The organism is Mycobacterium sp. NPDC003449 (genome assembly GCF_053588415.1).
Genome location: NZ_JBSFPX010000028.1, coordinates 26,533 through 48,980 on the forward strand (window position 1 = coordinate 26,533; position 22,448 = coordinate 48,980).

Annotated in this window: 28 protein-coding genes, 3 tRNA genes and 3 pseudogenes; 14 read left to right on the top strand and 20 right to left on the bottom strand. The window is 67.5% G+C overall.

Going from position 1 to position 22,448, the window contains the following annotated elements:
• Positions 1–8: 8 nt before the first annotated feature.
• On the bottom strand, positions 9–617 hold the full coding sequence (locus ACWDTP_RS10545) for a histidine phosphatase family protein (protein ID WP_450019281.1): 609 nt from the start codon (positions 615–617) through the stop codon (positions 9–11).
• A gap of 17 nt (positions 618–634) precedes the next feature.
• On the opposite strand from ACWDTP_RS10545, the gene ACWDTP_RS10550 reads away from it, so the two are divergent.
• Positions 635–1,390: an SDR family NAD(P)-dependent oxidoreductase gene (locus ACWDTP_RS10550; protein ID WP_450019283.1), complete on the top strand. Its 756-nt coding sequence runs from the start codon at positions 635–637 to the stop codon at positions 1,388–1,390.
• A 73-nt stretch (positions 1,391–1,463) separates the two neighbouring features.
• On the opposite strand, the gene ACWDTP_RS10555 is transcribed toward ACWDTP_RS10550, so the two are convergent.
• The 3 genes from ACWDTP_RS10555 to ACWDTP_RS10565 form a co-directional block, all read right to left on the bottom strand.
• The gene (locus ACWDTP_RS10555) at positions 1,464–3,371 is read right to left on the bottom strand and encodes an alkyl/aryl-sulfatase (protein ID WP_450019284.1); all 1,908 of its coding nucleotides are present in this window, start codon (positions 3,369–3,371) and stop codon (positions 1,464–1,466) included.
• A 145-nt stretch (positions 3,372–3,516) separates the two neighbouring features.
• Positions 3,517–4,380, bottom strand: a complete 864-nt coding sequence (locus tag ACWDTP_RS10560; RefSeq protein WP_450019286.1) for an NAD(P)-dependent oxidoreductase — start codon at positions 4,378–4,380, stop codon at positions 3,517–3,519.
• Positions 4,377–5,249 carry an NAD(P)-dependent oxidoreductase gene (locus ACWDTP_RS10565; protein ID WP_450019288.1) on the bottom strand — a complete coding sequence of 291 codons (873 nt, stop codon included), beginning with the start codon at positions 5,247–5,249 and terminating at the stop codon, positions 4,377–4,379. The genes ACWDTP_RS10560 and ACWDTP_RS10565 overlap by 4 nt, the downstream gene beginning before the upstream one ends.
• Positions 5,250–5,350: 101 nt before the next feature.
• On the opposite strand from ACWDTP_RS10565, the gene ACWDTP_RS10570 reads away from it, so the two are divergent.
• On the top strand, positions 5,351–5,689 hold the full coding sequence (locus ACWDTP_RS10570; RefSeq protein WP_450019290.1) for a winged helix-turn-helix transcriptional regulator: 339 nt from the start codon (positions 5,351–5,353) through the stop codon (positions 5,687–5,689).
• Between the two features lies 1 nt (position 5,690).
• Here the strand turns inward: ACWDTP_RS10570 and ACWDTP_RS10575 are convergent, their stop codons facing one another.
• On the bottom strand, positions 5,691–6,110 hold the full coding sequence (locus tag ACWDTP_RS10575) for an MmcQ/YjbR family DNA-binding protein (protein ID WP_450019292.1): 420 nt from the start codon (positions 6,108–6,110) through the stop codon (positions 5,691–5,693).
• Complete coding sequence (locus ACWDTP_RS10580) at positions 6,107–6,607, bottom strand: metallophosphoesterase family protein (RefSeq protein ID WP_450019294.1); 501 nt, start codon at positions 6,605–6,607, stop codon at positions 6,107–6,109. Before ACWDTP_RS10580 ends, ACWDTP_RS10575 begins: the two co-directional genes overlap by 4 nt.
• 159 nt (positions 6,608–6,766) lie before the next feature.
• On the opposite strand from ACWDTP_RS10580, the gene ACWDTP_RS10585 reads away from it, so the two are divergent.
• Together ACWDTP_RS10585 and ACWDTP_RS10590 are read left to right on the top strand one after the other, a co-directional pair.
• Positions 6,767–7,120 (top strand): Fe-S protein, encoded by a 354-nt coding sequence (locus tag ACWDTP_RS10585; protein WP_450019296.1) that lies wholly within the window; start codon positions 6,767–6,769, stop codon positions 7,118–7,120.
• 91 nt (positions 7,121–7,211) lie between these two features.
• Positions 7,212–7,625 (top strand): hypothetical protein, encoded by a 414-nt coding sequence (locus ACWDTP_RS10590; RefSeq protein ID WP_450019298.1) that lies wholly within the window; start codon positions 7,212–7,214, stop codon positions 7,623–7,625.
• Positions 7,626–7,634: 9 nt separating this feature from the next.
• On the opposite strand, the gene ACWDTP_RS10595 is transcribed toward ACWDTP_RS10590, so the two are convergent.
• Both ACWDTP_RS10595 and ACWDTP_RS10600 read right to left on the bottom strand, forming a co-directional pair.
• A tRNA-Arg gene (locus ACWDTP_RS10595) sits at positions 7,635–7,707 on the bottom strand.
• 45 nt (positions 7,708–7,752) lie between these two features.
• Positions 7,753–7,843, bottom strand: a tRNA-Ser gene (locus ACWDTP_RS10600).
• A gap of 87 nt (positions 7,844–7,930) precedes the next feature.
• On the opposite strand from ACWDTP_RS10600, the gene hisC reads away from it, so the two are divergent.
• Positions 7,931–8,983, top strand: coding sequence for a histidinol-phosphate transaminase (hisC, locus tag ACWDTP_RS10605; RefSeq protein WP_450019300.1), 1,053 nt, complete (start codon positions 7,931–7,933; stop codon positions 8,981–8,983).
• On the top strand, positions 8,983–9,456 hold the full coding sequence (locus ACWDTP_RS10610) for a DUF4334 domain-containing protein (RefSeq protein ID WP_450019302.1): 474 nt from the start codon (positions 8,983–8,985) through the stop codon (positions 9,454–9,456). The genes hisC and ACWDTP_RS10610 overlap by 1 nt, the downstream gene beginning before the upstream one ends.
• Here the strand turns inward: ACWDTP_RS10610 and ACWDTP_RS10615 are convergent.
• Positions 9,453–9,992 carry a TIGR03086 family metal-binding protein gene (locus ACWDTP_RS10615; protein WP_450019304.1) on the bottom strand — a complete coding sequence of 180 codons (540 nt, stop codon included), beginning with the start codon at positions 9,990–9,992 and terminating at the stop codon, positions 9,453–9,455. The two genes, ACWDTP_RS10610 and ACWDTP_RS10615, sit on opposite strands and share 4 nt — an antisense overlap.
• Before the next feature lie 19 nt (positions 9,993–10,011).
• On the opposite strand from ACWDTP_RS10615, the gene ACWDTP_RS10620 reads away from it, so the two are divergent.
• On the top strand, positions 10,012–10,827 hold the full coding sequence (locus tag ACWDTP_RS10620; protein ID WP_450019306.1) for a crotonase/enoyl-CoA hydratase family protein: 816 nt from the start codon (positions 10,012–10,014) through the stop codon (positions 10,825–10,827).
• On the opposite strand, the gene ACWDTP_RS10625 is transcribed toward ACWDTP_RS10620, so the two are convergent.
• Positions 10,814–11,722: an NAD-dependent epimerase/dehydratase family protein gene (locus ACWDTP_RS10625; RefSeq protein ID WP_450019308.1), complete on the bottom strand. Its 909-nt coding sequence runs from the start codon at positions 11,720–11,722 to the stop codon at positions 10,814–10,816. The two genes, ACWDTP_RS10620 and ACWDTP_RS10625, sit on opposite strands and share 14 nt — an antisense overlap.
• 221 nt (positions 11,723–11,943) lie before the next feature.
• Here ACWDTP_RS10625 and ACWDTP_RS10630 point away from each other — a divergent pair, with 221 nt between their 5' ends.
• The 4 genes and pseudogenes from ACWDTP_RS10630 to ACWDTP_RS10645 form a co-directional block, all read left to right on the top strand.
• The gene (locus ACWDTP_RS10630) at positions 11,944–12,630 is read left to right on the top strand and encodes a cutinase family protein (RefSeq protein WP_450019310.1); all 687 of its coding nucleotides are present in this window, start codon (positions 11,944–11,946) and stop codon (positions 12,628–12,630) included.
• A 193-nt stretch (positions 12,631–12,823) separates the two neighbouring features.
• Positions 12,824–13,498, top strand: a complete 675-nt coding sequence (locus tag ACWDTP_RS10635; protein WP_450019312.1) for a hypothetical protein — start codon at positions 12,824–12,826, stop codon at positions 13,496–13,498.
• Positions 13,495–14,013, top strand: a complete 519-nt coding sequence (locus tag ACWDTP_RS10640; protein WP_450019314.1) for an ABC transporter permease — start codon at positions 13,495–13,497, stop codon at positions 14,011–14,013. The genes ACWDTP_RS10635 and ACWDTP_RS10640 overlap by 4 nt, the downstream gene beginning before the upstream one ends.
• A 67-nt stretch (positions 14,014–14,080) precedes the next feature.
• Positions 14,081–14,269, top strand: a pseudogene (locus tag ACWDTP_RS10645) (hypothetical protein); the annotation flags it as partial.
• A gap of 10 nt (positions 14,270–14,279) precedes the next feature.
• Here the strand turns inward: ACWDTP_RS10645 and ACWDTP_RS10650 are convergent.
• The 7 genes and pseudogenes from ACWDTP_RS10650 to ACWDTP_RS10680 form a co-directional block, all read right to left on the bottom strand.
• Entirely contained in the window at positions 14,280–14,597 is a 318-nt protein-coding gene (locus ACWDTP_RS10650; RefSeq protein ID WP_450019316.1) for a DUF3592 domain-containing protein, read from the bottom strand.
• Positions 14,594–15,136 (bottom strand): hypothetical protein, encoded by a 543-nt coding sequence (locus ACWDTP_RS10655; RefSeq protein ID WP_450019318.1) that lies wholly within the window; start codon positions 15,134–15,136, stop codon positions 14,594–14,596. Before ACWDTP_RS10655 ends, ACWDTP_RS10650 begins: the two co-directional genes overlap by 4 nt.
• Positions 15,133–15,495 carry a hypothetical protein gene (locus ACWDTP_RS10660; RefSeq protein WP_450019340.1) on the bottom strand — a complete coding sequence of 121 codons (363 nt, stop codon included), beginning with the start codon at positions 15,493–15,495 and terminating at the stop codon, positions 15,133–15,135. Before ACWDTP_RS10660 ends, ACWDTP_RS10655 begins: the two co-directional genes overlap by 4 nt.
• A gap of 260 nt (positions 15,496–15,755) precedes the next feature.
• Complete coding sequence (locus tag ACWDTP_RS10665; protein ID WP_450019320.1) at positions 15,756–16,445, bottom strand: hypothetical protein; 690 nt, start codon at positions 16,443–16,445, stop codon at positions 15,756–15,758.
• A gap of 35 nt (positions 16,446–16,480) precedes the next feature.
• Entirely contained in the window at positions 16,481–17,044 is a 564-nt protein-coding gene (locus tag ACWDTP_RS10670) for a hypothetical protein (RefSeq protein WP_450019322.1), read from the bottom strand.
• A gap of 2 nt (positions 17,045–17,046) precedes the next feature.
• Complete coding sequence (locus tag ACWDTP_RS10675; protein ID WP_450019324.1) at positions 17,047–17,661, bottom strand: hypothetical protein; 615 nt, start codon at positions 17,659–17,661, stop codon at positions 17,047–17,049.
• A 47-nt stretch (positions 17,662–17,708) separates the two neighbouring features.
• A pseudogene (locus ACWDTP_RS10680) lies at positions 17,709–18,111 on the bottom strand (hypothetical protein); the annotation flags it as partial.
• 208 nt (positions 18,112–18,319) lie between these two features.
• Here ACWDTP_RS10680 and ACWDTP_RS10685 point away from each other — a divergent pair.
• A pseudogene (locus tag ACWDTP_RS10685) lies at positions 18,320–18,505 on the top strand (DUF2200 family protein); the annotation flags it as partial.
• A gap of 661 nt (positions 18,506–19,166) precedes the next feature.
• On the opposite strand, the gene ACWDTP_RS10690 reads toward ACWDTP_RS10685, so the two are convergent.
• Together ACWDTP_RS10690 and ACWDTP_RS10695 are read right to left on the bottom strand one after the other, a co-directional pair.
• Positions 19,167–19,256: transfer RNA gene (locus ACWDTP_RS10690), tRNA-Ser, on the bottom strand.
• A gap of 19 nt (positions 19,257–19,275) precedes the next feature.
• Positions 19,276–19,788, bottom strand: coding sequence for a MarR family winged helix-turn-helix transcriptional regulator (locus tag ACWDTP_RS10695; protein ID WP_450019326.1), 513 nt, complete (start codon positions 19,786–19,788; stop codon positions 19,276–19,278).
• A 67-nt stretch (positions 19,789–19,855) separates the two neighbouring features.
• On the opposite strand from ACWDTP_RS10695, the gene ACWDTP_RS10700 reads away from it, so the two are divergent.
• Positions 19,856–20,833, top strand: coding sequence for an NAD(P)H-quinone oxidoreductase (locus ACWDTP_RS10700; protein WP_450019328.1), 978 nt, complete (start codon positions 19,856–19,858; stop codon positions 20,831–20,833).
• A gap of 6 nt (positions 20,834–20,839) precedes the next feature.
• On the opposite strand, the gene ACWDTP_RS10705 is transcribed toward ACWDTP_RS10700, so the two are convergent.
• Positions 20,840–22,036 carry a cysteine desulfurase-like protein gene (locus ACWDTP_RS10705; protein ID WP_450019330.1) on the bottom strand — a complete coding sequence of 399 codons (1,197 nt, stop codon included), beginning with the start codon at positions 22,034–22,036 and terminating at the stop codon, positions 20,840–20,842.
• Between the two features lie 123 nt (positions 22,037–22,159).
• On the opposite strand from ACWDTP_RS10705, the gene ACWDTP_RS10710 reads away from it, so the two are divergent.
• Positions 22,160–22,448 (top strand): DUF6541 family protein (locus ACWDTP_RS10710; RefSeq protein ID WP_450019332.1); only part of this gene is annotated, 289 nt, incomplete at its 3' end.

Here is a 22,448-nt window from a genome sequence, read left to right on the forward strand (position 1 = left end):
GGAACTGTCTACCACCGGGCGTTCCTCGGCAGCAGGTCCCATACGTGCTCGGTCTCGTTGACCGACCCCACCGCGAGCCGCCCCGAGCGTGAGGACAGCACCCGGGTCACCGAGGCGTAGTCGATGTGGAAGGACAGCAGCCGCTCGGTGCCGAGGATCTGGTGCAGGAGCACGTTGATCACCCCGCCGTGGCTGAACACCGCCACCGTGGACTCGTGGTCCGCGTCGGCCGCCAGGTCGGCGACCGCGGCGGCGATCCGCCCGGAGAACGCGTCCTCGTCGACGCCACCGGGCAGGTGCCCGGACGCCAGCCGGGCCAGCTCGGCGGGATTCTCCTCGGCGATCTCCTCGATCGGCACGTAGTGCGACATGTCGCGGTCGTATTCGGCCAGCCGGTCGTCGACCCGGACCGGCAGGTCGCGCGCCGCGGCCAGCGGGTCGGCGGTCTGCACGGCGCGGCGTTGCGGGCTGCTGACGATGCCGGCGATGGGGAACCGGGCCAGCGCGGCGGGCAGCCGGCCGGCCTGTTCGACGCCGACATCGGAGAGCACCGGATCGGATCCTTGACCGGGTTCGCTGCGCAACGGCAACGCATGTCGGACCAGAAGCAACTGCACCGTGACACCATACTGATATGGGTTACGCCGACCAGCTTTTCGACCTCACCGACCGGGTTGTGCTGGTCACGGGTGGCAGCCGGGGGCTGGGCCGCCAGATCGCGCTGGCGGCCGCCCGCTGCGGCGCCGACGTGGTGATCGCCAGCCGCAACCTGGAGTCCTGCATCGTCACGGCCGAGGAGATCGCGGCCACGACGGGCCGCGCCGCCTTCCCGTATCAGGTGCACGTCGGGCGCTGGGATGAACTCGACGGGCTGGTGCAGGCCGCCTATGCCCGGTTCGGCAAGGTCGACGTGCTGGTCAACAACGCCGGGATGTCACCGCTCTACGATTCGCTGGGGTCGGTGACCGAGAAGCTGTTCGACGCCGTGGTCAACCTCAACCTCAAGGGCCCGTTCCGGCTGTCGGCGCTGATCGGCGAACGGATGGTGGCCGACGGTGGCGGCGCTGTCCTCAACATCAGCTCGTCGGGTTCACTGCGCCCCGACGAGCACATGCTGCCCTACGCGGCGGCCAAGGCCGGGCTGAACACCCTGACCGAGGGGCTGGCCAAGGCGTTCGCCCCGACGGTGCGGGTCAACACCCTGATGGCGGGGCCCTTCCTCACCGATATCAGCAAGGCATGGGATACCAGCGGGCAGCCATTTGCCCACCTGGCCCTGCAGCGGGCCGGAGACCCAAGTGAAATCGTCGGTGCGGCATTGTTTCTCATGTCGGACGCGTCGAGCTACACCACCGGTTCGATCGTGCGGGCCGACGGTGGCCTGCCCTGACCCGGCCAGCAGACACCGCGGTACCAAATCCCGGGCGTGTCGGGTACCTACGCGTCTTTTCGGCGGGAGAAGGTTACGGCGTGATGATGCTGAAGTTCGGGTCGGGCTTGTCCAGCACACTCACCAACTGCCGCAGTGCGGCCGCGTCGCCGCCGAGTTCGAGGCCGTGCGAGGTGAAATCACCCGCGGCCAGGAGCAACAACCTGGCCTTGGTCTCCAGGTTCAACGTCACATGTGCGCTCTCGGCATCGGCGGGCACCTTGCGGTGCACCAGGACTCCGTTGCGCAGCGTCAACCGATAGTTCGCCCCAAGGTCGGAGAACGACACATCCAGTGCGAGATCGAGATCCCACGCGCGCGGACCGTTCACGTTGATCGCCAAGGCGTCGAACATCTGCTCCGGTGTCAGCTGCGCCATCAGGGTGGGTGAGGCGGTCTGGGTCGGCGTGCCGAAATTCCCCTGCCGGAGTTCGGTGGCGCCGGAGAGGAAGAAGTTGCGCCAGACGGCGTTCTCCGCACCGTAGGCCAGCTGCTCGAGCGTGTCTGCGTACACGGTGCGGGCTTCGTCGTGGCTCGGGTCGGTGAAGATCACATGATCGAGCAGGGTTGCTGCCCAGCGGAAGTCGCCGGCGTCGAAGGCGTGGCGGGCGAGTTCAACGACCCGGTCGATGCCCCCGATGGCCTCGACGTAGCGTGGCCCGACGGCCTCCGGCGGATGCGCCCACAGCCGCGCCGGGTTGCCGTCGAACCAGCCCATGTAGCGCTGGTACACCGCCTTGACGTTGTGGCTGACCGATCCGTAGTAGCCGTGGGCGTGCCAGGCCTGGTGCAGGGCCGGCGGCATCTCGAAGGTCTCGGCGATCTCGATCCCGGTGTGGCCCTGGTTCAGCTGACGCAGCGTCTGGTCATGCAGGTAGGAGTACAGATCCCGTTGCAGGGACAGGAATTCGACGATGTTGTCCTTCCCCCAGGTCGGCCAGTGGTGCGAGGCGAACACCACGTCGGCGCGGTCGGAGAAGGTGTCGATCGCCTCGGTGAGGTAGCCGGCCCAGCCGTGCGGGTCGCGGACCAGCGCGCCGCGCAGGGTCAGCAGGTTGTGCAGATTGTGGGTGGCGTTCTCGGCCATGCACAGTGCCCGGAACTTCGGGAAGTAGAAGTGCATCTCGGCGGGCGCCTCGGTGCCGGGCGCCATCTGGAACTCGATCTCGACACCGTCGAACGTGTGTTTCTCACCCGTCTCGCGGATGTCGACGGTCGGCACGATCAACGCGACCTCCCCGGTCGAGCCCACCTGTCCGAGCCCGCAGCCGACCTGCCCGCTCGGACCACGGTCCAGCGCGGCGCCGTACATGTAAGCGGCCCGGCGGGCCATCGCCGTTCCCGCGTAGACGTTCTCCTGCACGGCGTGATCGGTGAAGTGTTCCGGTGCGACGATGGCCACCGTGCCCGCGTCGACCTCGGCCTGCGAGGTCACGCCGAGCACACCGCCGAAATGGTCGACGTGGCTGTGGGTGTAGATCACGGCGCGCACCGCGCGATCTCCCCGGTGGGCGCGGTACAGCGCGAGGGCGGCGGCCGCGGTCTCGGTCGAGATGAGCGGGTCGATGACGATGACGCCGGTGTCGCCCTCGATGAAGCTGATGTTGGAGAGGTCGAGTCCGCGAACCTGATAGATGCCCGGCAGATCCGTTCCCGTCGCTCCGCTCGCCCTGGTCACCTCGTAGAGGCCCTGCCTGGCGCACAGCTGGGACTGGCGCCACAGGCTGGGGTGGACGGTGGTCGGCGGTTCACCGTCCAGGAATGCGTACGCGTCGTTGTCCCAGACCACCCTGCCGTCGGCGGCCTTGACCACGCATGGTTCGAGCGCACCGAGGAAGCCCCGGTCGGCGTCGGCGAAATCCCGGTCGTCGCCGAACGGCAGGCCCTCGCGCTGAGCGCGGTGGGCGGATTCGATGACGGCGGTGGGCGGCTTCTGCTCCATGGAGCACATTATTGACGACCGTGCCCGTGCGGGCGGCGGGCTCGGATAAACAGGACCCTGATTTTCTCCGCCGAGCAGACGCAAAGCTGCCTGATTTCGCCGGAAAATAGGCAGTTTCACGTCTGCTCGCGCTGGGAGGCCAGGCCTAAGTGGTCGCGGCCGTGGGGCGGATGCGGCTGATCTCGTCCGCGCCGTGCCCGTCGGCGACCGCGGCGTCGACGTAACCCCGGAACGCCTCCAGTGCGCCCGCGTCGTAACCCGCCGCCCGCGACGCGGCGATCAGGTGCCGGACCGACGCCGCCACCGACGACACCGGTGCGGCGGCGTCGCCATGGCGGGCCGCTTCGACCCGGGTGGCGATCTCGTCGAAGATCGGCGCCAGGATCGAGGCGATGCCGCCGGCGTGGGGCAGCAGTTCCGCCGCCGAGATACCGTTGGCTCCCGCCACCGACAGGGCGTGCAGGAATCCGCTCACCGCGGTCCAGAACACGTCGAGCAGCGCCAGGTCGAACGCGGCCGCCCGGCCGATGTCCTCGCCCACCCAGGTGACCGCGGCCAGCATCTCGAACACTGCCCGGTGAGTTCCGAAGAGGTCCTGCGGCCCGGCGAAAAGAACACTGGCACTTGGGGTGCCGATGGTGTCGGTCGGCGTCATGATGGCCCCGTCCAGGTAATGACCGCCGCGGGAGGCCACCAGTGCGGCGGTGCGCCGCACGGCGTCGGGGATGTCGGAGCACATCCCGACGACCGTCCGCCCGGCGATCGCGTCACCGGCGGCACCCAGAACCTCGTCGAGCGCGGCGTGGTCGACGACATTGACCAGCGTGACGTCGGCCGCCGCGACCGCCGACGCGGGCGTATCGGCCCACACCGCGCCCCGGTCCAGGAGTGGCCGGGCCTTGGCCTCGGTCCGATTCCACACCGTGGTGCGGTAATTCGCGTTCAGCAGCGCGCCGGCCAGCGCCCGCCCCATGGGCCCGAGACCCAGCACGGTTACCGAGGTGGTCATGCGGCACCGTCCTTGATGCTCTCGATGACCCTGGCGAAGCCGTCGGCGCCGTGACCCGCGTCGATCTGGCGGCGGATGAGGCGTTGCACCACATCGACGACCTCGCTGCCGATGCCCTGATCCCGGCTGGCCTCGATGATGTCGCCGAGGTCGGAGAACAGCAGGCTCTGCTGGCCCACCACCCCGTAGTCGCCGCCGTCGATCACCTCGGCGTATCCGGCGAGCGACGGCACCACCGCCGAAAGCCATCCCGCGGCGCGGGCCGCGAACTCCTTGGCGGGGACGCCGGCCGCACCGACCATCGCCGCGCCGTGGAAGAAGCCGGCGAACATCGCGTACATGGCCGATAGCAGCGCCAGGTCGTACAGCGACGCCATCCCCGCGTCGTCACCGAGATACTCAGGGGTTCCCCAGAGTTCGAGCAGCTTACGATGGTCGTCGTAGAGCGCGGACGATCCGCTGTAGAGGATCGACGATTGCGGGGTGCCGATCATCTCGGGTGTCGCCATGATGCCGCCGTCGAGATAGTCGGCACCGTGCCCGGCCGCCCACCGGAAAAGTTCGCGTGCCCGTTCCGGTGCGGTGGTGGTGAGGTTCACCAGCCGGCGCCCGGCCAGTTGGCCCGCCACCGGGTCGAGCACCTGATGCACCGAGGCGTGGTCGAACAGGCACAGCACGGTGAGGTCGCAGGCCAGGACGGCTGCCGGATCCGGCGCCGCGACGGCCCCGTCGGCCACCAACGGGGTGGCCCGTTCGGGGCTGCGGTTCCAGACGGTGACCGGATGGCCTGCGCTGATTGCGGTCCGGGCCAGTTGCGAGCCCATCGCCCCCAGTCCGAGGAAGCCGATCGAATGCGGTGTGGTTGTCATGCCACCATCGTTCGAGAATCGCTTACTGTGAGACAAGTACCCACTTTAAAGTGGTATACTTACCTTTTGGTAACTGTTGGTGCCGAACACTGGGGATGGTCATGAGCGAGCTGGGCGAGTACACGTGCGGGCTGGACGCGGCGTTCGCGGTGGTGGACGGAAAATGGAAATCGCTCATCCTGTGGGAGCTGCAGGGCGGACCGAAGCGTTTCAACGCCCTGCACCGCAGCCTGCCCGGGGTCTCCCAGAAGATGCTCACCCAGCACCTCAAGGAGCTGCAACGGCACGGCGTTGTGCACCGGGAGAGCTATCACGAGGTGCCGCCCCGCGTGGAGTACTCGATGACGGCCGCTGGCGAGGCGCTGCTGAACGCCCTTGAACCGCTGAGTGATTGGGCCACCCGACACATCGATCTGATCTGCGCGGCCGAGGCCGGGTGATTCAGCCGTGTTCGGCCAGCCACTTCTCGGCCCGCCGCGCCGAGGCCTGCGACAGCCAGGCGTCCTGGATGAGCTCGGCCAGCTCGCCACGGCTGATCTCGGCTAACCGACTGGCCCGCAACAGAACCGAGGGATGGTCATCGAACCGCCCGGTGGTGAAGAAGGGCGAGCCCGGATCCTGCACGAGGGCGAGCTTGTCGCTCTCGGATTCCACCCAGATCATGATGACGTCGGGGTAGTGCTCACCGGTATCCGGATCGGCCGCATCCGGCTGCGGCGTGCGGAAGAACACGAACGACTTTCCGCCCACCTGGTAGATCGGGTTGCCCTTGGGCCCCTCGATCCGCTTGACGTGAGGCATCGACGCGGCGATCTCGTGGACGTCGGCGACTTTCGCCTTCGCGTTCCGCGATCGGGTCATGGCCGGTCCAGGGCATGCAGTTCGACATCGGAGAGCACGCCGCCCGCGACGTGGGCGGTCATGTAGGTGCAGTACGGCTGACGCCGTCGGTCCGTCGGCGAGCCCGGATTCAGCAGCCGCAGACCGGTTTTCGTGGTGGTGTCCCACGGGATGTGGCTGTGGCCGAACACCAGCACATCGGTGTTCGGATAGTCCCGCGCCATCCGGCCCTCACGGCCGGTGGCCGCGCCGGTCTCATGGACCACGGTGAAGCGCAGGCCGGCCAATGTCACATCGGCCCGTTCCGGCAACCGCCTGCGCAGCTCTGCGCCGTCGTTGTTGCCCCAGCAGGCCACCAGCCGCGCGGCCCGGTCGCCCAACGCGTCGAGCAACCCCGGTTCCACCCAATCGCCCGCGTGGACAACGACGTCGGCGCGCTCGACCTCATCCCATAGTCGGCCGGGGAGATCGCGAGCACGCTTGGGTACATGGGTATCGGCGATGAGCAGGAGCCGCACCGGCCCCACGCTACGTCACCGGCGGCCGATGACCGCCGCGCGGACGGCAAACCGCTGGAATCTGGAGCCACACGGGTTTACTCTGGGCCGAAGTTGGCGCGTCGCGCTCCCTCCCTAGCTGAGCGTGGCGCGCCGACGTGTGTCGCCTAAGATCCGGCCATGGACCTACTACGCAATGTAGTTGTTTATCTGCACCTGATCGGTTTCGCCGTCATGGTCGGCGCCTGGGTCGCCGAGGCGGCCGCCCGCCGCTTCGAGATCACCCGGGTGATGGACTACGGGATCACGCTCTCACTGCTCACCGGCCTGGCCCTGGCCGCACCGTGGCCCGCGGGCATCGCGATCAACTATCCGAAGATCGGCGTCAAGCTGATCATCCTGATCACATTGGGCGCCGTCCTCGGTATCGGCCGGGTGCGCCAGCGCCGGACCGGAGGACCGGTGTTGCCGCTGTTCGTCGCCGCGGGTGCCCTCCCGCTACTCGCCGCGGGGATCGCGGTGCTGTGGACCTGATTTCGGCGCGGTGCGGCGATCGTCCCGTAAAGTCGATGTGGCAAACAATATTCGGCGGAGCAGATACGGGTCGATGGGTCACAGACACGCGATGGCCACCGCGAAGGTGATGCGGACGGCCGCCTTCACCGGGTGCGATGCACCGCGTGGTGAGGCGCCCTGCCGGGCCAGGCCGCAGCAGGGGACGCAGCAGCGCCAGTCCGGGCACGGTCCGGCCGGGACTTCGCGGCGCCGCCGGTACGCCGGGCAGATGAGGACGTCGGCCACGGCCGTCATGGGCCGCTCGCCCTGGATGAACGACCGTGTCGGGGTGTTGCTCCGGTTCCTCGCTCGCCGGCACGGCCTGCATGTGCCGTGGGAACTGGCGCGGGTGCAGATCTCCGGACATGTGGACCTGCTGGCGTCGATGTTCCAGCTCGACCGGCAGGCCGCCCGCACGCATGTGACCGATGAGGTGCTGGGTGAGATCGCCTGCGATATCGCGGCGACGATCACCCGCAAGTGAGAGCACGAGCGCGCCCGAAGGGATTCGAACCCCTAACCTTCTGATCCGTAGTCAGATGCTCTATCCGTTGAGCTACGGGCGCTTGGTACATCGCATATTCAGTTGTGCGGTCGACCGGGGTCAACCGTGGCGGAGGCGAGAGGATTTGAACCTCCGGTCCCCGGTAAGAGGACAACTCATTAGCAGTGAGTCCCATTCGGCCGCTCTGGCACGCCTCCTTGAACTTCTGTGAGGGTACCGGACGCCGTCCTGGTGCCCGAAACCGCCGAGGGCACAGCGTACACAGCCTCACCTATGCTGACCAAATGACTATCCGATTGCGGCCCGAAATGGCTGACCTTCCCGCCTACACACCAGGCAAAACGGTCCCGGGCGCGATCAAGATCGCCAGCAACGAAACTGTGCACGGGCCGCTGCCCGGCGTACGCGACGCGATCCTCAAAGCCACCGAGAACGTCAACCGCTATCCCGACAACGGCTACCTCGACCTGCGGGAACGTCTGGGCAAGCATGTCGACGTCGCACCCGAGAACGTCGCCGTCGGCTGCGGATCGGTGAGCTTGTGCCAGCAGTTGATCCAAATCACATCGACCGTCGGCGACGAGGTGCTGTTCGCGTGGCGCAGCTTCGAGATCTATCCGCTGCAGGTGCGCACCGCGGGAGCCACCGGCGTGCAGGTGGCGTTGCGGGACCACACCCATGACCTCGACGCCATGCTGGCCGCGATCACCGACCGCACCCGGCTCATCTTCGTCTGCAACCCGAACAATCCGACCAGCACCGTGGTCGACCCGGATGAGTTGGCCCGGTTCGTGGCGGCGGTGCCGCCGGACATCCTGGTCGTGCTGGACGAGGCGTACGTCGAGTACATCCGCGACGGGATGGCGCCCGACAGCCTCGGGCTGGCCCGGAATCACCGCAATGTGGTGGTGCTGCGGACCTTCTCCAAGGCCTACGGGCTGGCCGGGCTGCGGGTCGGCTACGCCGTCGCCGACCCGGACATCGTCACCGCGCTGGGCAAGGTGTACGTACCGTTCAGCGCGACGAGCGTCTCGCAGGCCGCGGCCATCGCCAGCCTGGACGCCGCCGACGAACTCCTGGCCCGCACCGACGCCGTCGTGGCCGAACGGACCCGGGTGAGCACCGCACTGCGCGAAGCGGGGTTCGACTTTCCGCAGTCGCAGGCCAACTTCGTCTGGCTGCCGCTGGCCGAACGCACACTGGACTTCGTGGCCAGGGCCGCCGACAACCGGATCATCGTGCGGCCGTACGGTGAAGACGGCGTGCGGGTCACCATCGGCGCTCCGCACGAAAACGACGCGTTCCTGGCCTTCGCCCAGGGCTGGATAGGAGGGTGATGGCCGACGCACGTGGCACGTTCGAGGCCTTCAAAAACCGGGACGACCAGATTCCCGATGCCGAACTCGACGCGTTCTGGGCCGTGCTGAAACCGGCCGGAATCAAATTCATGATCGGCGAATGGCAGGGCGGCGAATTCCACACCGGCCACAAAGCCAACGGATTCATGAAGCGGCTCAACTGGTTCGGTAAGACCTTCGTATCGGCCGACGACGCCAAACCGCTCGTGTGCCTGGACGCCGACGGCAACAAGTTCTCCAACACCGAGGCCATGAACGGCGAGGCCAGCCTGTGGCTGGAGGAGTTCCGCGGCGAGGTGACGGCCTCGATGGTCTACGACGGGCGCCCGGTGCACGATCATTTCAAGGTGGTCGACGACGACACCGTCATCGGCATCATGAACGGTAAGGGCGCGGTCGACACCGGCTCCGGAGAACCCCGCTACCTGTACTTCTACCTGCAGCGGGTCTAGGGCCTGCGCCCGGTGAAGGCCAGCAGCCGGTCCATCGCCGGCGCATCGGCCGCGACCTCGACCGGATCGTCGAAGCCCGCACGCACCCGCCCCTCCGGCGTGATGATGCCCTGCGCCCATTCCAGGACGCGCTCGGACCGCTGATCGGGCACGTCCACCGTGAGCCCGACGGCCGCGGCGTAATCCCAGGCGTGAACCAGGAATTCGAGCGAGAGGATGCGCGCCATCATGGTCGCGGGCACCTCGCCCTGGCCGAATGGAACGGTGCCGTCGACACCCCGCTCGCGCCACGCGGCCACCGCGGGTCGGGCGGCGGCGAGAACCTGATCGCGCACCGGGGCATCCGGGTCACGGGCCGGGATCTCAGCGCCCGCGGCGCCCCCGATCATGGTGATCGAGCTCAGCAGGTGGTCGGTCAACGAAACCACGTCGAATTCCCGGCAGGGCGTCTGCCGGGACAGGTCGTCTGCGGTGATCTCCTGAAGGACGCCTTGCAGGACACCGAGGGTCGCCTCGGCGGATTCGAGTTCGTTCATACTCGGTAGTGTCCCTCCCATGAGCGACACGTACGAGTCCGTTTCCGTCGAAACCAAGGATTACGTCGCGCAGGTGACCCTGATCGGTCCGGGTAAGGGCAATGCGATGGGGCCGGCGTTCTGGGCCGAGATGCCCGGGCTGTTCGGCGCGCTGGACGCCGATCCGGAGGTGCGGGCGATCGTGCTGACCGGGTCGGGCAGGAACTTCAGCTACGGGCTCGACCTGCCCGCCATGGGCGCCACGCTGCCCGGCCTGGATGCCGGGGCCAAGGCCCGCGCCGAGTTCCACACCACGCTGCAGAAGATGCAGGGCGCGATCAGCGCGGTCGCCGACTGCCGCACCCCGACCGTGGCCTCCATCCACGGCTGGTGCATCGGTGGCGGGGTCGACCTGATCAGCGCGGCCGACATTCGCTACGCGAGCGCCGACGCGAAGTTCTCGGTGCGGGAAACCAAACTGGCGATCGTGGCCGATGTGGGCAGCCTGGCCCGCCTTCCGCTGATCCTGTCCGACGGGCATCTGCGCGAGTTGACCTTGACCGGCCGAGATATCGATGCCGCAAGGGCCGAGAAGATCGGTCTGGTCAACGATGTCTACGACGATCCCGATGCCGCGCTCGCGGCCGCGCATGCCACCGCCGCCGAGATCGCGGCCAACCCGCCGCTGACCGTCGCCGGCGTCAAGGACGTGCTCGATCAGCAGCGCATCGCCCGGGTGTCGGAGAGCCTGCGCTACGTGGCGGCGTGGAACTCGGCGTTCCTGCCGTCGAAGGATCTGACCGAGGCGGTCACCGCGATGTTCCAGAAGCGGCCGCCGCGGTTCACCGGGGAGTAGGCGTCCAGCCGAGTTCGGCCTTGGCCTTCGCGTTCGACAACGGCAGCCACGTGGTGCCGAATGCGGTAGCCGCATACGGAGCCACCAGACCGACCAGCCGCCGCGAGATCGGCCAGGGGCGCGGCCGGTTCAGCTTGGCGTTGAGCTCGGCCACGTAGTCGCCGAACGACCGCGGCCGGTCGTCGACGATGTTGTAGATCTCCCCGCCCCGTCCGCGCTCCAGCGCATCGGCCGTCGCGCGGGCCACATCGTCGATGTGCACCCAGGACAGGGTTCCGCCGCCCGTCATCGCGGGCAGCGCCCACCACGTGGCCAGCCGGCGGAACAGGTCGTCGTGGGTGACGCCGGACCCGTAGAAAGCGCCGTAGCGCAACACGATTCCCTCGGTGCCACTACGCTCGCCCGACGTCAGCACATTGCGTTCCATCCCGCGCAACGCGGCGAGCATCTCCTCGCCGCCGGGCGGCGGCGGGCCGGGATACGGGTCGGTCTCATCCATCAGATCCGGCCCGGTCGAACCGTAGCCGTAGGCGAAGATCACCGATTCCGCGACCACGCGACGCACCCCCGCACGCTGTGCCGCGGCCACCAGGTTCCCGGCGCCCCGGCTCCACAGTTCCTTGGCCGGGTCGAAGTCCCTGATCCGCAACGGTCCCAGCTTGGGCAGGGTGGTCAGCAGGCTCACCACCACCTCGGGCGCGAATTCGCCTACCGCAGAGTCGATCTGGCCCGCATCGAGAACATCGGCCAGCACCGGCTCGGCACCGTGAGCCGAGATCTGGCTTGTCTTGGCGGCCGATCGGGTCACGCCGGCCACCCGGTGTCCGCGTGCGGTGAGTTCGCGCAGCAACGGGGCCCCGGCGACGCTCGTCGCCCCGGCCACCAGGACACGCATCGAATTCCTCACCGAACTGCAAATCGTCGCCGATGCGCCGCTGCTCCGTCAGGCGGTCGACGGAATTGTGAAGTAAACCACACGACCGACCATGTTTCCGGTAGTGCGAACCCGGCGATTCCTCTCTACGGTTAGAGGTGCTATCAATTTCGCCCGACTCTCGCGCGCTAGTGCAGCTGAGTCAGCCGTCGGGTGTGAACTTACGTGGAGTTGGGGAACACATGAGCGTCTTCGGATCGGGCCGGCTTGCCGCGGCGGTTCTGGCCACCTTGGCACCGGCATTCGGGATCTTCCTCGCACCGCCAGCGGCCCATGCCGCACCGTGTCCGGACGTGCAGGTGGTCTTCGCCCGAGGCACGTTCGAGCCGCCGGGTGTCGGCGGCACCGGGCAGGCCTTCGTCGATGCGTTGCGCAATCAGGTCGGCAACAAGTCGGTGGACGTGTATCCGGTGAATTACCCTGCGTCGCTGGACTTCCCAAGGGCGGCCGACGGGGTGATCGACGCCAGCAACAAGATCCGCCAGACCGCGGCCGCCTGCCCGGACACCAAGACGGTGCTCGGCGGCTTCTCCCAGGGCGCCGCGGTCGCCGCCTACATCACCGCGGACTCGGTGCCGCCGAACTTCGTGCTCCCCGAAGGAATCACCGGGCCGATGCCGACGGATGTGGCCGATCACGTCGCGGCGGTGGCCCTGTTCGGTAAACCGTCGACCGGGTTCATGAACACCATCCAGTCGACCGCACCACCGATCACCATCGGCCACTTGTACACCGCCAAGACCGTCGAGATGTGCGTCGACGGGGATCCGGTGTGCTCGACCGACCCGGGCGACGCGAACCTGCACAGCCTGTACGCGACGAACGGGATGGCCGACCAGGCCGCCACCTTCACCGCACAGCGACTCTAGAGCGGTGGCGGGCGGGTATGAGCAACGCCGCCACTCGCCCCGTGATCCGCGCCAGCACCACGGACATCACGCGGCTTGCGGAATTTCCCGGCCGCCCTCTTCGACGCATCGGTAGTGATCACTGCCGCGGACGAAACGGTGGCTACCCCGGGCCCGAGCGTCACCTCGTGATGATCGTGGCGGAGACGGCCGGGTGATCCGGTCCGCGCGTCCGTACGTACTGGCGTTCACCGTGCTCTCCGATACCGACATGGCCGCCACACCGTATCCGAAGCATCCACAGCGGGCTTTCAGAAAATTGCCAGGCTTTCGAAAAGACAAGAAGTGCGCGTTGGATATGGTGGGAGACAACGACGGGAAGCGGGCGAGGAGGGGCGCCGTGGACGGTTCGGGTGATGTGTCCATCGATCGCGGTACCCGCCGCTGGAACCGGGCGCGGGCGGTGTTCGCGTTATTCACGCTGGCAGGCTTCGTGTTCTGCATCGCCAGTGCGCTCGGTAACTTCCCGACCTGGGCGTGGATCGCGGGCTTCGCCGCCACCTTCCTAAGCGGCTGCCTGCTCAGGATCTCGTGGGACAAGCACCGCGCGGCTCTCTTCGCTGGAGCTCCAACCGCCGTGGGCACGGTTCTCGACGTCCTTGAAAGCCAGTACGGAGACGGGGCGTCGAAGTATCACCTGCTGATCGATGCGGAACTCGCACACGGGGTGACGATCCGTCGGAGGATCGATATCGGCGGGGGTCCTGATCCGCTCGGCTGGGTCGAGAAGCCAGTTGAGTTCCGTCACCGCACGCTCGACCCGGACGACCTCGACGACGCGTTCTTCGGACGCGAGGAACGTAGGGCAACCTTGGGGCCGGGCGCATGAGCGTCGACGAGTCCCTGTCCACAGCGCCCGGTCGCGCCTACCACTGGTGGGGCGTCGGCGCGATCACGTGCCTGGTTCTGGCGGTGGCCGGTCTGGTCGGAGCCATCGCGAGCGCGTTCAGCCCCAGCCCTGAACGACTGTGGGTCGCAACCGCCGTCTCAGGCTTCCTGCTGATCCCGGTGGGCATCCTCGGCGCCCTCTACTGCGGCCACCGGCGGTACCGCGCGTGGTTCACCAAAGCGCATGTTTCCGAAGCGCCGATCGAAAAGGTCACCGAGGTGCGTCGTACCAACGACGACGGCAGCGTCTCGCGCTACTTCATGCTCACAGTGTCCGCGGCGGTGGAAGGCGGGCCGGCCATCCGCAGACACTGCACGCTCGGCGGGGACCAACCGCGGCCGGAGATCGGTCAGACACTGCGCTTCCGGCACACCACGCTGGACCCCGACGACCTGGAGGACGCACTGTTCGACAGCATCGGGGAACACCGCGAGGTACCGGGTGCATCCGACTGAGCCGCAACACTGGCCCGCCGATCCATCGTCGGCATGGGCACAGGCAGTCGCTGCTCCGGTGCCCAAGGCCTTCCTGTTGCACCTCGACCACGTAGCTCCGCAGGGTTCCGGCATCGACCTGCGGCCGTTCTGGACGCTCGGCGTCGCGGCCCTAATGCGCGATCTCGAGCCCGGCGACGTCGACACCCGAGTCTTCAAACGTGTGATGGGTCCGTTCATCGAGGTGTGCGGCCCGCTGCCGGACCAGTTGCTGTAAGCCTCGGCGGTCAACGGCGGGGCTCCCACTCGACGAACCGGGTGGACTTGCGGCCCGGCTTCTTGGGGTCGTAGCGGATCCAGTGCATACTGCCGACATACGGCTTGTGGGTGCGCGTCCCGGCCCTGTGCTCGCGCTCGACCCCGTGGGAGTCGGTGAACGTGAGCGTGACGTCGAAGTAGTCGTGCGCGTTGCTGCCCTTGGAGCGCTTCACCTCGACCACCTTCGCCCGCACCTGCGGCCCGGTGAGCCGAATGCTGCGGGCACGCTCGGCGCGGCGGTGTCGCCAGCCGAACAAAGCGCCGAAGAAGTTCTTTGCGCGACTCATGTCACTGAGCCCCCTTCGAGTTCTGGTGCATCGACGAAGCCGACGAACAGCACATCCTTGAGGTCGGCCGGGTCACCGGTGTTGTGGCGGAACCGGACCACCTGTCCAGGCTCCGGCGCCTTGCGCTCAGACACTCGGCAGGTGCGACGGATGCTCCCACTCGGAAGCGCGGCCGCGATCGTGATGTCGTATGCAGGCAGCGTCTCTGGATCCGTGTTCTCATCGACGACGATCTCGATGATGGTGCCGACTGTTTCCTCACCGTCGGCATACCGTGCGACGTCGAGCCTGAACGAGGCCAGGCACCACGGGATGATCGAAACCACGAGTACTGCGAAGGCTGCGAGGAAGACCCACCACGGGGCCGGCTCTCCGAGGACTTCGCGGATCGCAGACGCGACGATGGCGGTCACGAACGCCGTCAACCCGAGGCAGGCCAGCCCGAAGCAGACGCGCTTCAGTAACGCCCACCGGCGGATCCGTGCCCGGGTCTCGGGCGTACGTGCCCGGGCCATCAATTCCTCGGTGTCGCGGTTCATAAGACGAACCTGCGCTTCCCGTTCAGGAACGGCGATCCCTCCGCGGGCTGCTGGAGGCTCGTGTACTCGACGTCGCCGTGGAGGCCGGTGATCAGGTAGCCGCTGCGCCGCACGTCGTCGTGCGCCTCGGTGAGCAGAACCATCGTGTCGGCCAGCTCCGGATCGGCGAAGGCGTACACGTGCCAGCTGCTCTCAGGCGTGAACCGGTCGATCGACGATTCGTGGATGAGGTCGCCGAGGTGCGCGACGTGCGTCCTCCCATCGCCGCCGAGGTAGTCGACGATGATCCTCCGCACCTCCTCTTCCTCCGTCGTGTCGGGATGCTCCCACTGACAGACCACCTCGCGCACGCGCGCGATCCGCGGTGTCCGATCTAGCGCCGGCAGCGGCCTGTTCGAGATGGCTCCGAGCCAGCCCGCACCGCACGCGACCGCGGTCAGCATCAGCGCCACGAACAGGATGCTCCCGCGCCACGCGCCATCGAGCGGCAGGGGCAGGATCGCCCAGGCCAGCAGGGCTGAAGAGATCAGGAACAGTCCGATCCAGGTGCCGCGGTCGGTCCATATCGAGCCGCGCGACCCATCTCGCCGCCGCGATCGCCGGTCTTCCGATGATCTGCTCACGGCCTAGACCTCCACGTCGAGTCCTCGCCGCGCACCGCCTCGATCCGTGCTTGCGCTTGCTCCCTGCGGTGAGCGCAAGCGGCGTACGACCAGAAGCCCAGCGGGATCGCGACGATGCTGGCCGGGAACAGCACAGCAGGGTTCGTCCAGCCAGGGAAGCCGTCGAACGGATGATTTCCGAGGAGGAGCATGCCGATGAGAAGCCAGCACGCCGTCGGGACGACGAGCATGATCCCGCCCCAGCCGATCAGGAAGCTCAGACCCGCGAAAACACTCCAGATCCGATAGCCGAGTGCTCCCGGCCCTGTCGGCCGGAACGGTGTCAGCTCTCTGTCGACCGCCGCCGGCCATCGGACCACGAGCACGTCATTGTCATACGAGGGGTCGAGCGTTGTGTGCCGGACGACGACTTCCTTTCCGATCAGCCCGCGGCCCGCAGAAGGGCCGGGCAGCGGGGACCTGACCGTCCGAGGCAGTATCACGTGCTCACCGTCGACGTTCACATCGATATGGACGACGAGATCGTCGTCGGTCGGCCCGCCTTCGGGGGACTCGTTCGACACGACATAGCGGATGATACCGACGGCTTCTCGCCCCTCGAGGAGCTCCTTGCGCAGCGGAGCAGGCCGCGGCTTCGGCGGAGGGGTGAACTCGCTGACAATGGCTTTCCCGAACCGCCGGAGCACCGACCGAGCAGACCGCGAACCGGCTGAACGATCGCTCATGATCCAGCTCTCATCGAGCCCCAGTCGATGCCGATCGAGTCGGCGTGCTCGGTGGTCCACCACACGGGCAGCGTGTGCGCATGGTGCCAGGAGTTGCCCAGCCGAACCTTGCGACGGTGGGGGATGACGAGGAACCAGCAGTGGTGACGGTCCACGCAGGTGATGAATCCACCGGCAGCCTCCGAGCCGAACAGCAGCTCGGAGGGGAGCACCTCGGGATCCTCCCGCTTCCATCGCCGCCAGAACTCGGCGTAGGCCTCAGGATCTGCCTCGAGCTGCGTCGCCCACCGCTCGCAGGCACTCACGATGCGGATCGCCCGCTGGCCGTCCATCCGCACGGTCTCTCTGTCGACGCCGGCGCCGCCAAGCAGGATCGTCGCGACGGCGGCGTTCGAGGGATGCTTGCGCAGCCGCAGCCGGGTGCTGAGATCGTCCATGCGGGGGATCGCCTCCGGCCTGTCTGAGAGGCGGTGGGTGCGGACGCGCCCCTCCACGGCGGCCCACGCCGTGGAGGGATCGCCCGGCCAAGGTCCCACACTGGTCTCGTCTATGCGGCTCATGGTCACCACCCCTTCGTCTCGCGGTCCGGCCAGCCGTCGAAGCGCACGTCCCGCAGATCGTCGGGATCGAGGGTGTTGTGGCGGAACTGGATGGTGCGGCCGACCCACCGCTGCGGGTAGAGCAAGCTGCTGTCCTCGCCCCAATAGAGCCTGCGGTGCAGGATGATCCCGTCGGGGAGTTCTGCGCTGATGAGGAACTCGAAGGTGGTCTGCTCGTCCCCGCCGCCGGGGTGGGTGATGACCTCGTCGAGACGACCGATCGTCGCCTGCCCGTCGGCGTAAAGCGCCGTCAAGCGCCGATCCTTCGCGTGCGAACCGAGGGCGGCCCCGCCCAGCAGCAGGACGAATGCGGCGCCGAGCGGGGCTAACAGGAACCACAGCCACGGCGGGGCCTGATCGTCGAACGCGCTCCAAATACCTGAAGCGAGACCGAGAACCGGGGCGGCGAAGACGCAGATGCCGCCGAGCAGGAGCAACCAGAAGCTGACGGACTCCCACCTCGCCCAGCGCCAGATCTCCGTTCGGGTCTCGACAGTCCGTGCCCGCGCCATCCACTGCCTGGTCTGCTGATCGGTCCCGAACAGACTCCGCGGCGTGATAATCCGGAAGCTGCTCATGACGTACTCGGTCGTTCTGTCTTCCGGCGGAGCCTGCGGCGGATCCGGTCGTCGAGTTGGTGGTCGAGGGCGATGTAGGTCGCCCAACTGGCCTCGCCGTCGTCACTCGATCTCGACACGCAGATCCCTCAGCACACTCAGCCGCAGCAGCAGAACCCCCATGGCGATGAGCAACCAGCTGCTGACGCCGATCCACGCGAGCCACGCCACCCAGGCCGGCCAGGAATCGCGGCTCTCACCGTTGATGGTGATGCTCCAGCCAGCACCCGTTGGATCGGTGATGGTCTGGTGGACGAGGAAGCCGATCGCAGCGAGAGGGAGGAGCACCCAGAACACCGGCGCATATACGAGCTCGGTGCGGCGGAGATCCTCGCTGTCGGCCCATCGGGTGACCTCGTCGACCGACTCCGGGCGCGGAACATCGCGGGGGCGGTCGAGGGTGGTCGGCATCGATGCGCTCGTGCGCGCCCACATCCCGGCGTGATCGCTGGGGGTCGCCATCCCCGGGACGTGCTGCGGCATGTCGCCTACCTTCCCGTCAGGTCAGCAGGTCAGGGCTCACGGTGTGGTGCGGTTCTGTGTCTCCCGACCAGTGCTCGCTCACCGTGGAGGCGGGTGTGCTGGGCCGTCTGTCTGTCCATATTGGCCCACGACAATTACTACCGATCACAACTTCGCCGGGGCCTCACTGAACCCGAACACCTCGGTCATCACCGGCGTCGTCTGCGGGGTGAAGGTGCAGGAGGTCGAAGATCCGCTGATGCGCAAGATCCGCTACCTCGACAAGCTCGTCGACGAACTCGCACGCGGCAAGCCGATGAACAACGTCCTTCGCACCGCGTAGCCGGGCGCGGTCGGTACCGGCCGGTGCGACGCCGGAATTGGGATCGGTAGCGTCGCGGCGCGTTGTCCGCTTCGTCCCGTAACGACGTAGACGACACGGGGGGGGGGACGAGATCATGTGGTGGATGATTCCGGTGGCGGTCATCGCGTTCGACGTCGCCGTGGCCGCCCTGGTGGTCGCCGTTATCGCGGCGATGGTCGAGGCCGTCCGCGGGCGGCGGTGGCTGATAGGTGCGGGGACTTGACGATCGGCCCCGAGGTGGCGCCGCGCTGGTGGTACTACGACACCGACTGATCAGCTCTTCTGTGACGAGATCGACTGTTAACGAACGCATCTGGTGCTGTAAATGCACATCACAGACTGGATGGGTGCTGGAATAGAAATTCTCCTCGGCCACGGACAGAATCCGGATGCGACTGTGATCCGCTGCCGCGAAAGATGATTCGACTTGAGACGTCGAACGACACTTACTCACTCCTGCTCGACGCCAGGGAGACACCATCTGACGATGCGGTTGAGGCGCTCGGCTGCGAGCCCAACGGCTACTCGGCGACGAGGGAGAGCTCGAGAGGCTCACGCATCTGCGCATGTCATAACGCAAATCGCAACTTCAGCAAAATTTAGGTGTGCGGACCGAGACACCACACGGCGTAGCCACCGATGGCGGTGGCGGAGGGATTTGAACCCCCGGACGGTGTTAGCCGTCTCTCGCTTTCAAGGCGAGTGCATTAGGCCGCTCTGCCACGCCACCGCCGACAAGCGTACGGCCTTCACACCCGGCCGAGCTTGGCGGGCGGGGCGCCGGTCTTCAACGCGGTACTGATCCGGCGACAGTTCTCGCCCATGGCCGCGATCTGCGGACGGGACAGCCGGCCGAGGAAATGCGACCGGACCCCCTGCCCGTAGGTCACCATCGCGTCCCGGACGGCGGTCCTGCCGTCCTCGGTGATGGTGGCGATGACCCCGCGACCGTCCTCCGGACTGGCGCACCTGGTGACCAGGTTCTGCACCTCCAGTCTGCGGATCTGACGGGTCACCCGGCTCGGCAACGACATCAGCCGTTCGGCCAGATCGCCCATCCGGGCCGCACCGGTGGGCGATTTGTCCAACATATCGAGCAGGCGCACATCATTGAGCGTCAGATGATGTGCATCCACCAGCGACCGGTTCAAGGTCGCATACATGCGCAATGCCGAGTCGAGGTAGTTCTGCCACGACCGTTGCTCGGCTATATCCAGGCCCGGCATATCCCCTGCCGTACGCCCGGCGATCATGCCTGACATGGGCGTAATCGTAAGCGACTCGGGTATTGCCGGGGGCAAGAAATTGACGCGTTGTAACCTTCGATAAATGCATGCAATTACGCACTCTCCGAACAACCCCCTGAGCTGGGAAAACGTTGCCGACGTCGAACCGGCAAATAGTGAGATTCTTATCAAAGTCAGCGCCGCGGGGGTCAATCGTGCGGACTTGCTGCAGGCGGCGGGTAACTATCCGCCCCCGCCAGGGGCCAGCTCGGTGATCGGGCTCGAGGTTTCGGGCACCGTCGCCGGGCTCGGTGGAGATGTCGCCGGATGGTCGATCGGGCAACCGGTCTGCGCATTGCTCGCCGGTGGCGGCTACGCCGAGTACGTCGCGGTGCCCGCCGCGCAGGTGCTTCCCGTCCCCGACGGGGTCGCGCTGCGGGATGCGGCGGGCCTGCCCGAGGTCGCCTGCACCGTGTGGTCCAACCTGGTGATGACGGCCGGGTTGTCGGCGGGAGCACTCGTGCTGCTGCACGGCGGCGCCAGCGGGATCGGCACCCACGCGATCCAGGTGGCCCGCGCCATCGGCGCCAGGGTGGCGGTCACCGCGGGATCCGCCGACAAGCTCGAGCTCTGCCGCGACCTCGGCGCCGAACTGCTGATCAACTACCGCGATGAGGATTTCGTCGAACGACTGCGGGCCGAAACCGGCGGCGCGGGCGCCGACGTGATCCTCGACATCATGGGTGCGGCCTATCTGGACCGCAATGTCGACGCCATGGCGGTCGGCGGACGCCTGGTCGTGATCGGCATGCAGGGTGGCGTCAAGGCCGAACTCAACCTGGGCAAGCTGCTGTCCAAACGGGCCGGCGTCATCGCCACCTCACTGCGGCCGCGTCCGGTCGAAGGGCCCGGCGGCAAGGGCGAGATCGTCAAGGCCGTGCTGGACAACGTGTGGCCGATGATCGCCGACGGCCGGGTGAAGCCGATCATCGGCGCCGAGTTACCCGTCCAGGAAGCGCAGCAGGCCCACGAAATGCTGGCCTCCGGCGCGGTCGCGGGCAAGATCGTGCTGACGGTCTGATCCGGACTACCCCAGCGAGGCCAACGCCCGCACCAGTTGGTCGACCTCGGCGGTCGTCGAGTAGTGCGCGAGGCCGACGGTCACCGCGCCACCGATGTCGTTGACCCCGATCACGTCGAGCACCCGGGAGCCGGCGTTCGAGATCGCCAGGATCCCGTTGTCGGCCAGGCGTTGCACCACCCGTTCGGCGGGCACCTCGCGCACCACGAAGCTGAGCACCGGGATGCGGGACTCCGGCTGTCCGATCACCATCACCAGCGGTAACGAACGCAGCGAGGTCAGCAGGTAATCGAACAACCGGCTCAGATACGAGGACGCCGATTGCATTGACACCGACAGTCTTTCGCGCCTGGTGCCGAACGCCGCCTCGTCCAGGTTGGACAGGTATTCGATGCTGGCCACCACGCCGGCCAGCAGGCCGAACTGATGCACGCCGACCTCGAGCCGGGCCGGGCCGGTGGCATGCGGGTTCAGCGACACCGAGCCGAACGATGTGATGAGCGCGGGGTCCCGGAACACGAGCGCGCCGATCGGCGGGCCGCCCCACTCCACGGCGTTCAGTGCGATCACGTCGGCGTCGATCTCGTTCACGTCGAGCAGCCGGTAGGGCGCCGCGGCCGAATGGTCGACCACCACCAGACCGCCGACCTCATGGGTGAGCTTGGTCACCTCGCGCAGGTCGGTCACGGTGCCCAGGGTCGAGGACGCCGAGGTGATCGCCACCAGGCGGGTCGGCTTGTCGATCAGCCCTTCCCACTGCCAGGCGGGCAGTTCCCCGGTCTCGATGTCGACCTCGGCCCACTTGACCTTGGCGCCATAGCGATTCGCCGCACGCAGCCACGGGGCGATATTCGCCTCGTGGTCGAGCCGGGTCACCACCACCTCGTAGCCCAGCCCCACCCGCCCCGAGGATGCCTCGGCGAGCGAGGTCAGCAGGTGCGCCCGGTCCGGGCCGAGCACCACGCCGCGCGGATCCGCGTTGACGAGGTCCGCGACGGCCTGGCGGGCGGCGGTCAGGACAGCAGCGCTGCGGCGGGCCGATGGGTGGGGTCCGACGGCGGTGGGCATAGAGCCGCGGAACGCCGTGGACACCGTGGTCGCGACCGCATCGGACACCAACATGCCGTTCTGCGCGTCGAAGTGAACCCACCCATCGCCCAGTGACGGATGCAGCCCCCGCACCCGGGCGACGTCGTATGCCATGCCAGCCACCTTAGAGCGTCCGCGAATACCACAAACCGATACGATTTGGTGAGCGCCCGACCGCGCGTTTCCGCTACCGAGGCGTGCTCGGAACGGGTCGCCCTGGGCAGCCATACTAGTCCAGTGGGCTTCGGGTTCGGAGTGCTAATCGCACTGTTGTTGCTGGTGATCCCCGGGGCGTTGATCGCACGGGCGGGCGGACTGAACCCGCCGACCTCCGTCGCCGTGGGCCCAGCCTTGACCTACGGCGTCGTCGCGCTGGCCATCGTGCCTTTCGGCGCGCTCGGCGTGCCCTGGAACTTGTGGTCGGCGGCATTTGCTGTGGCGATCCTGGCCGGCGCCGCGGCGGGTTTGCGGTGGGGGCTGGCCCGCTACCGCAAACCCCCCCTGGGGCGGCCATGGCCTCCGCCGC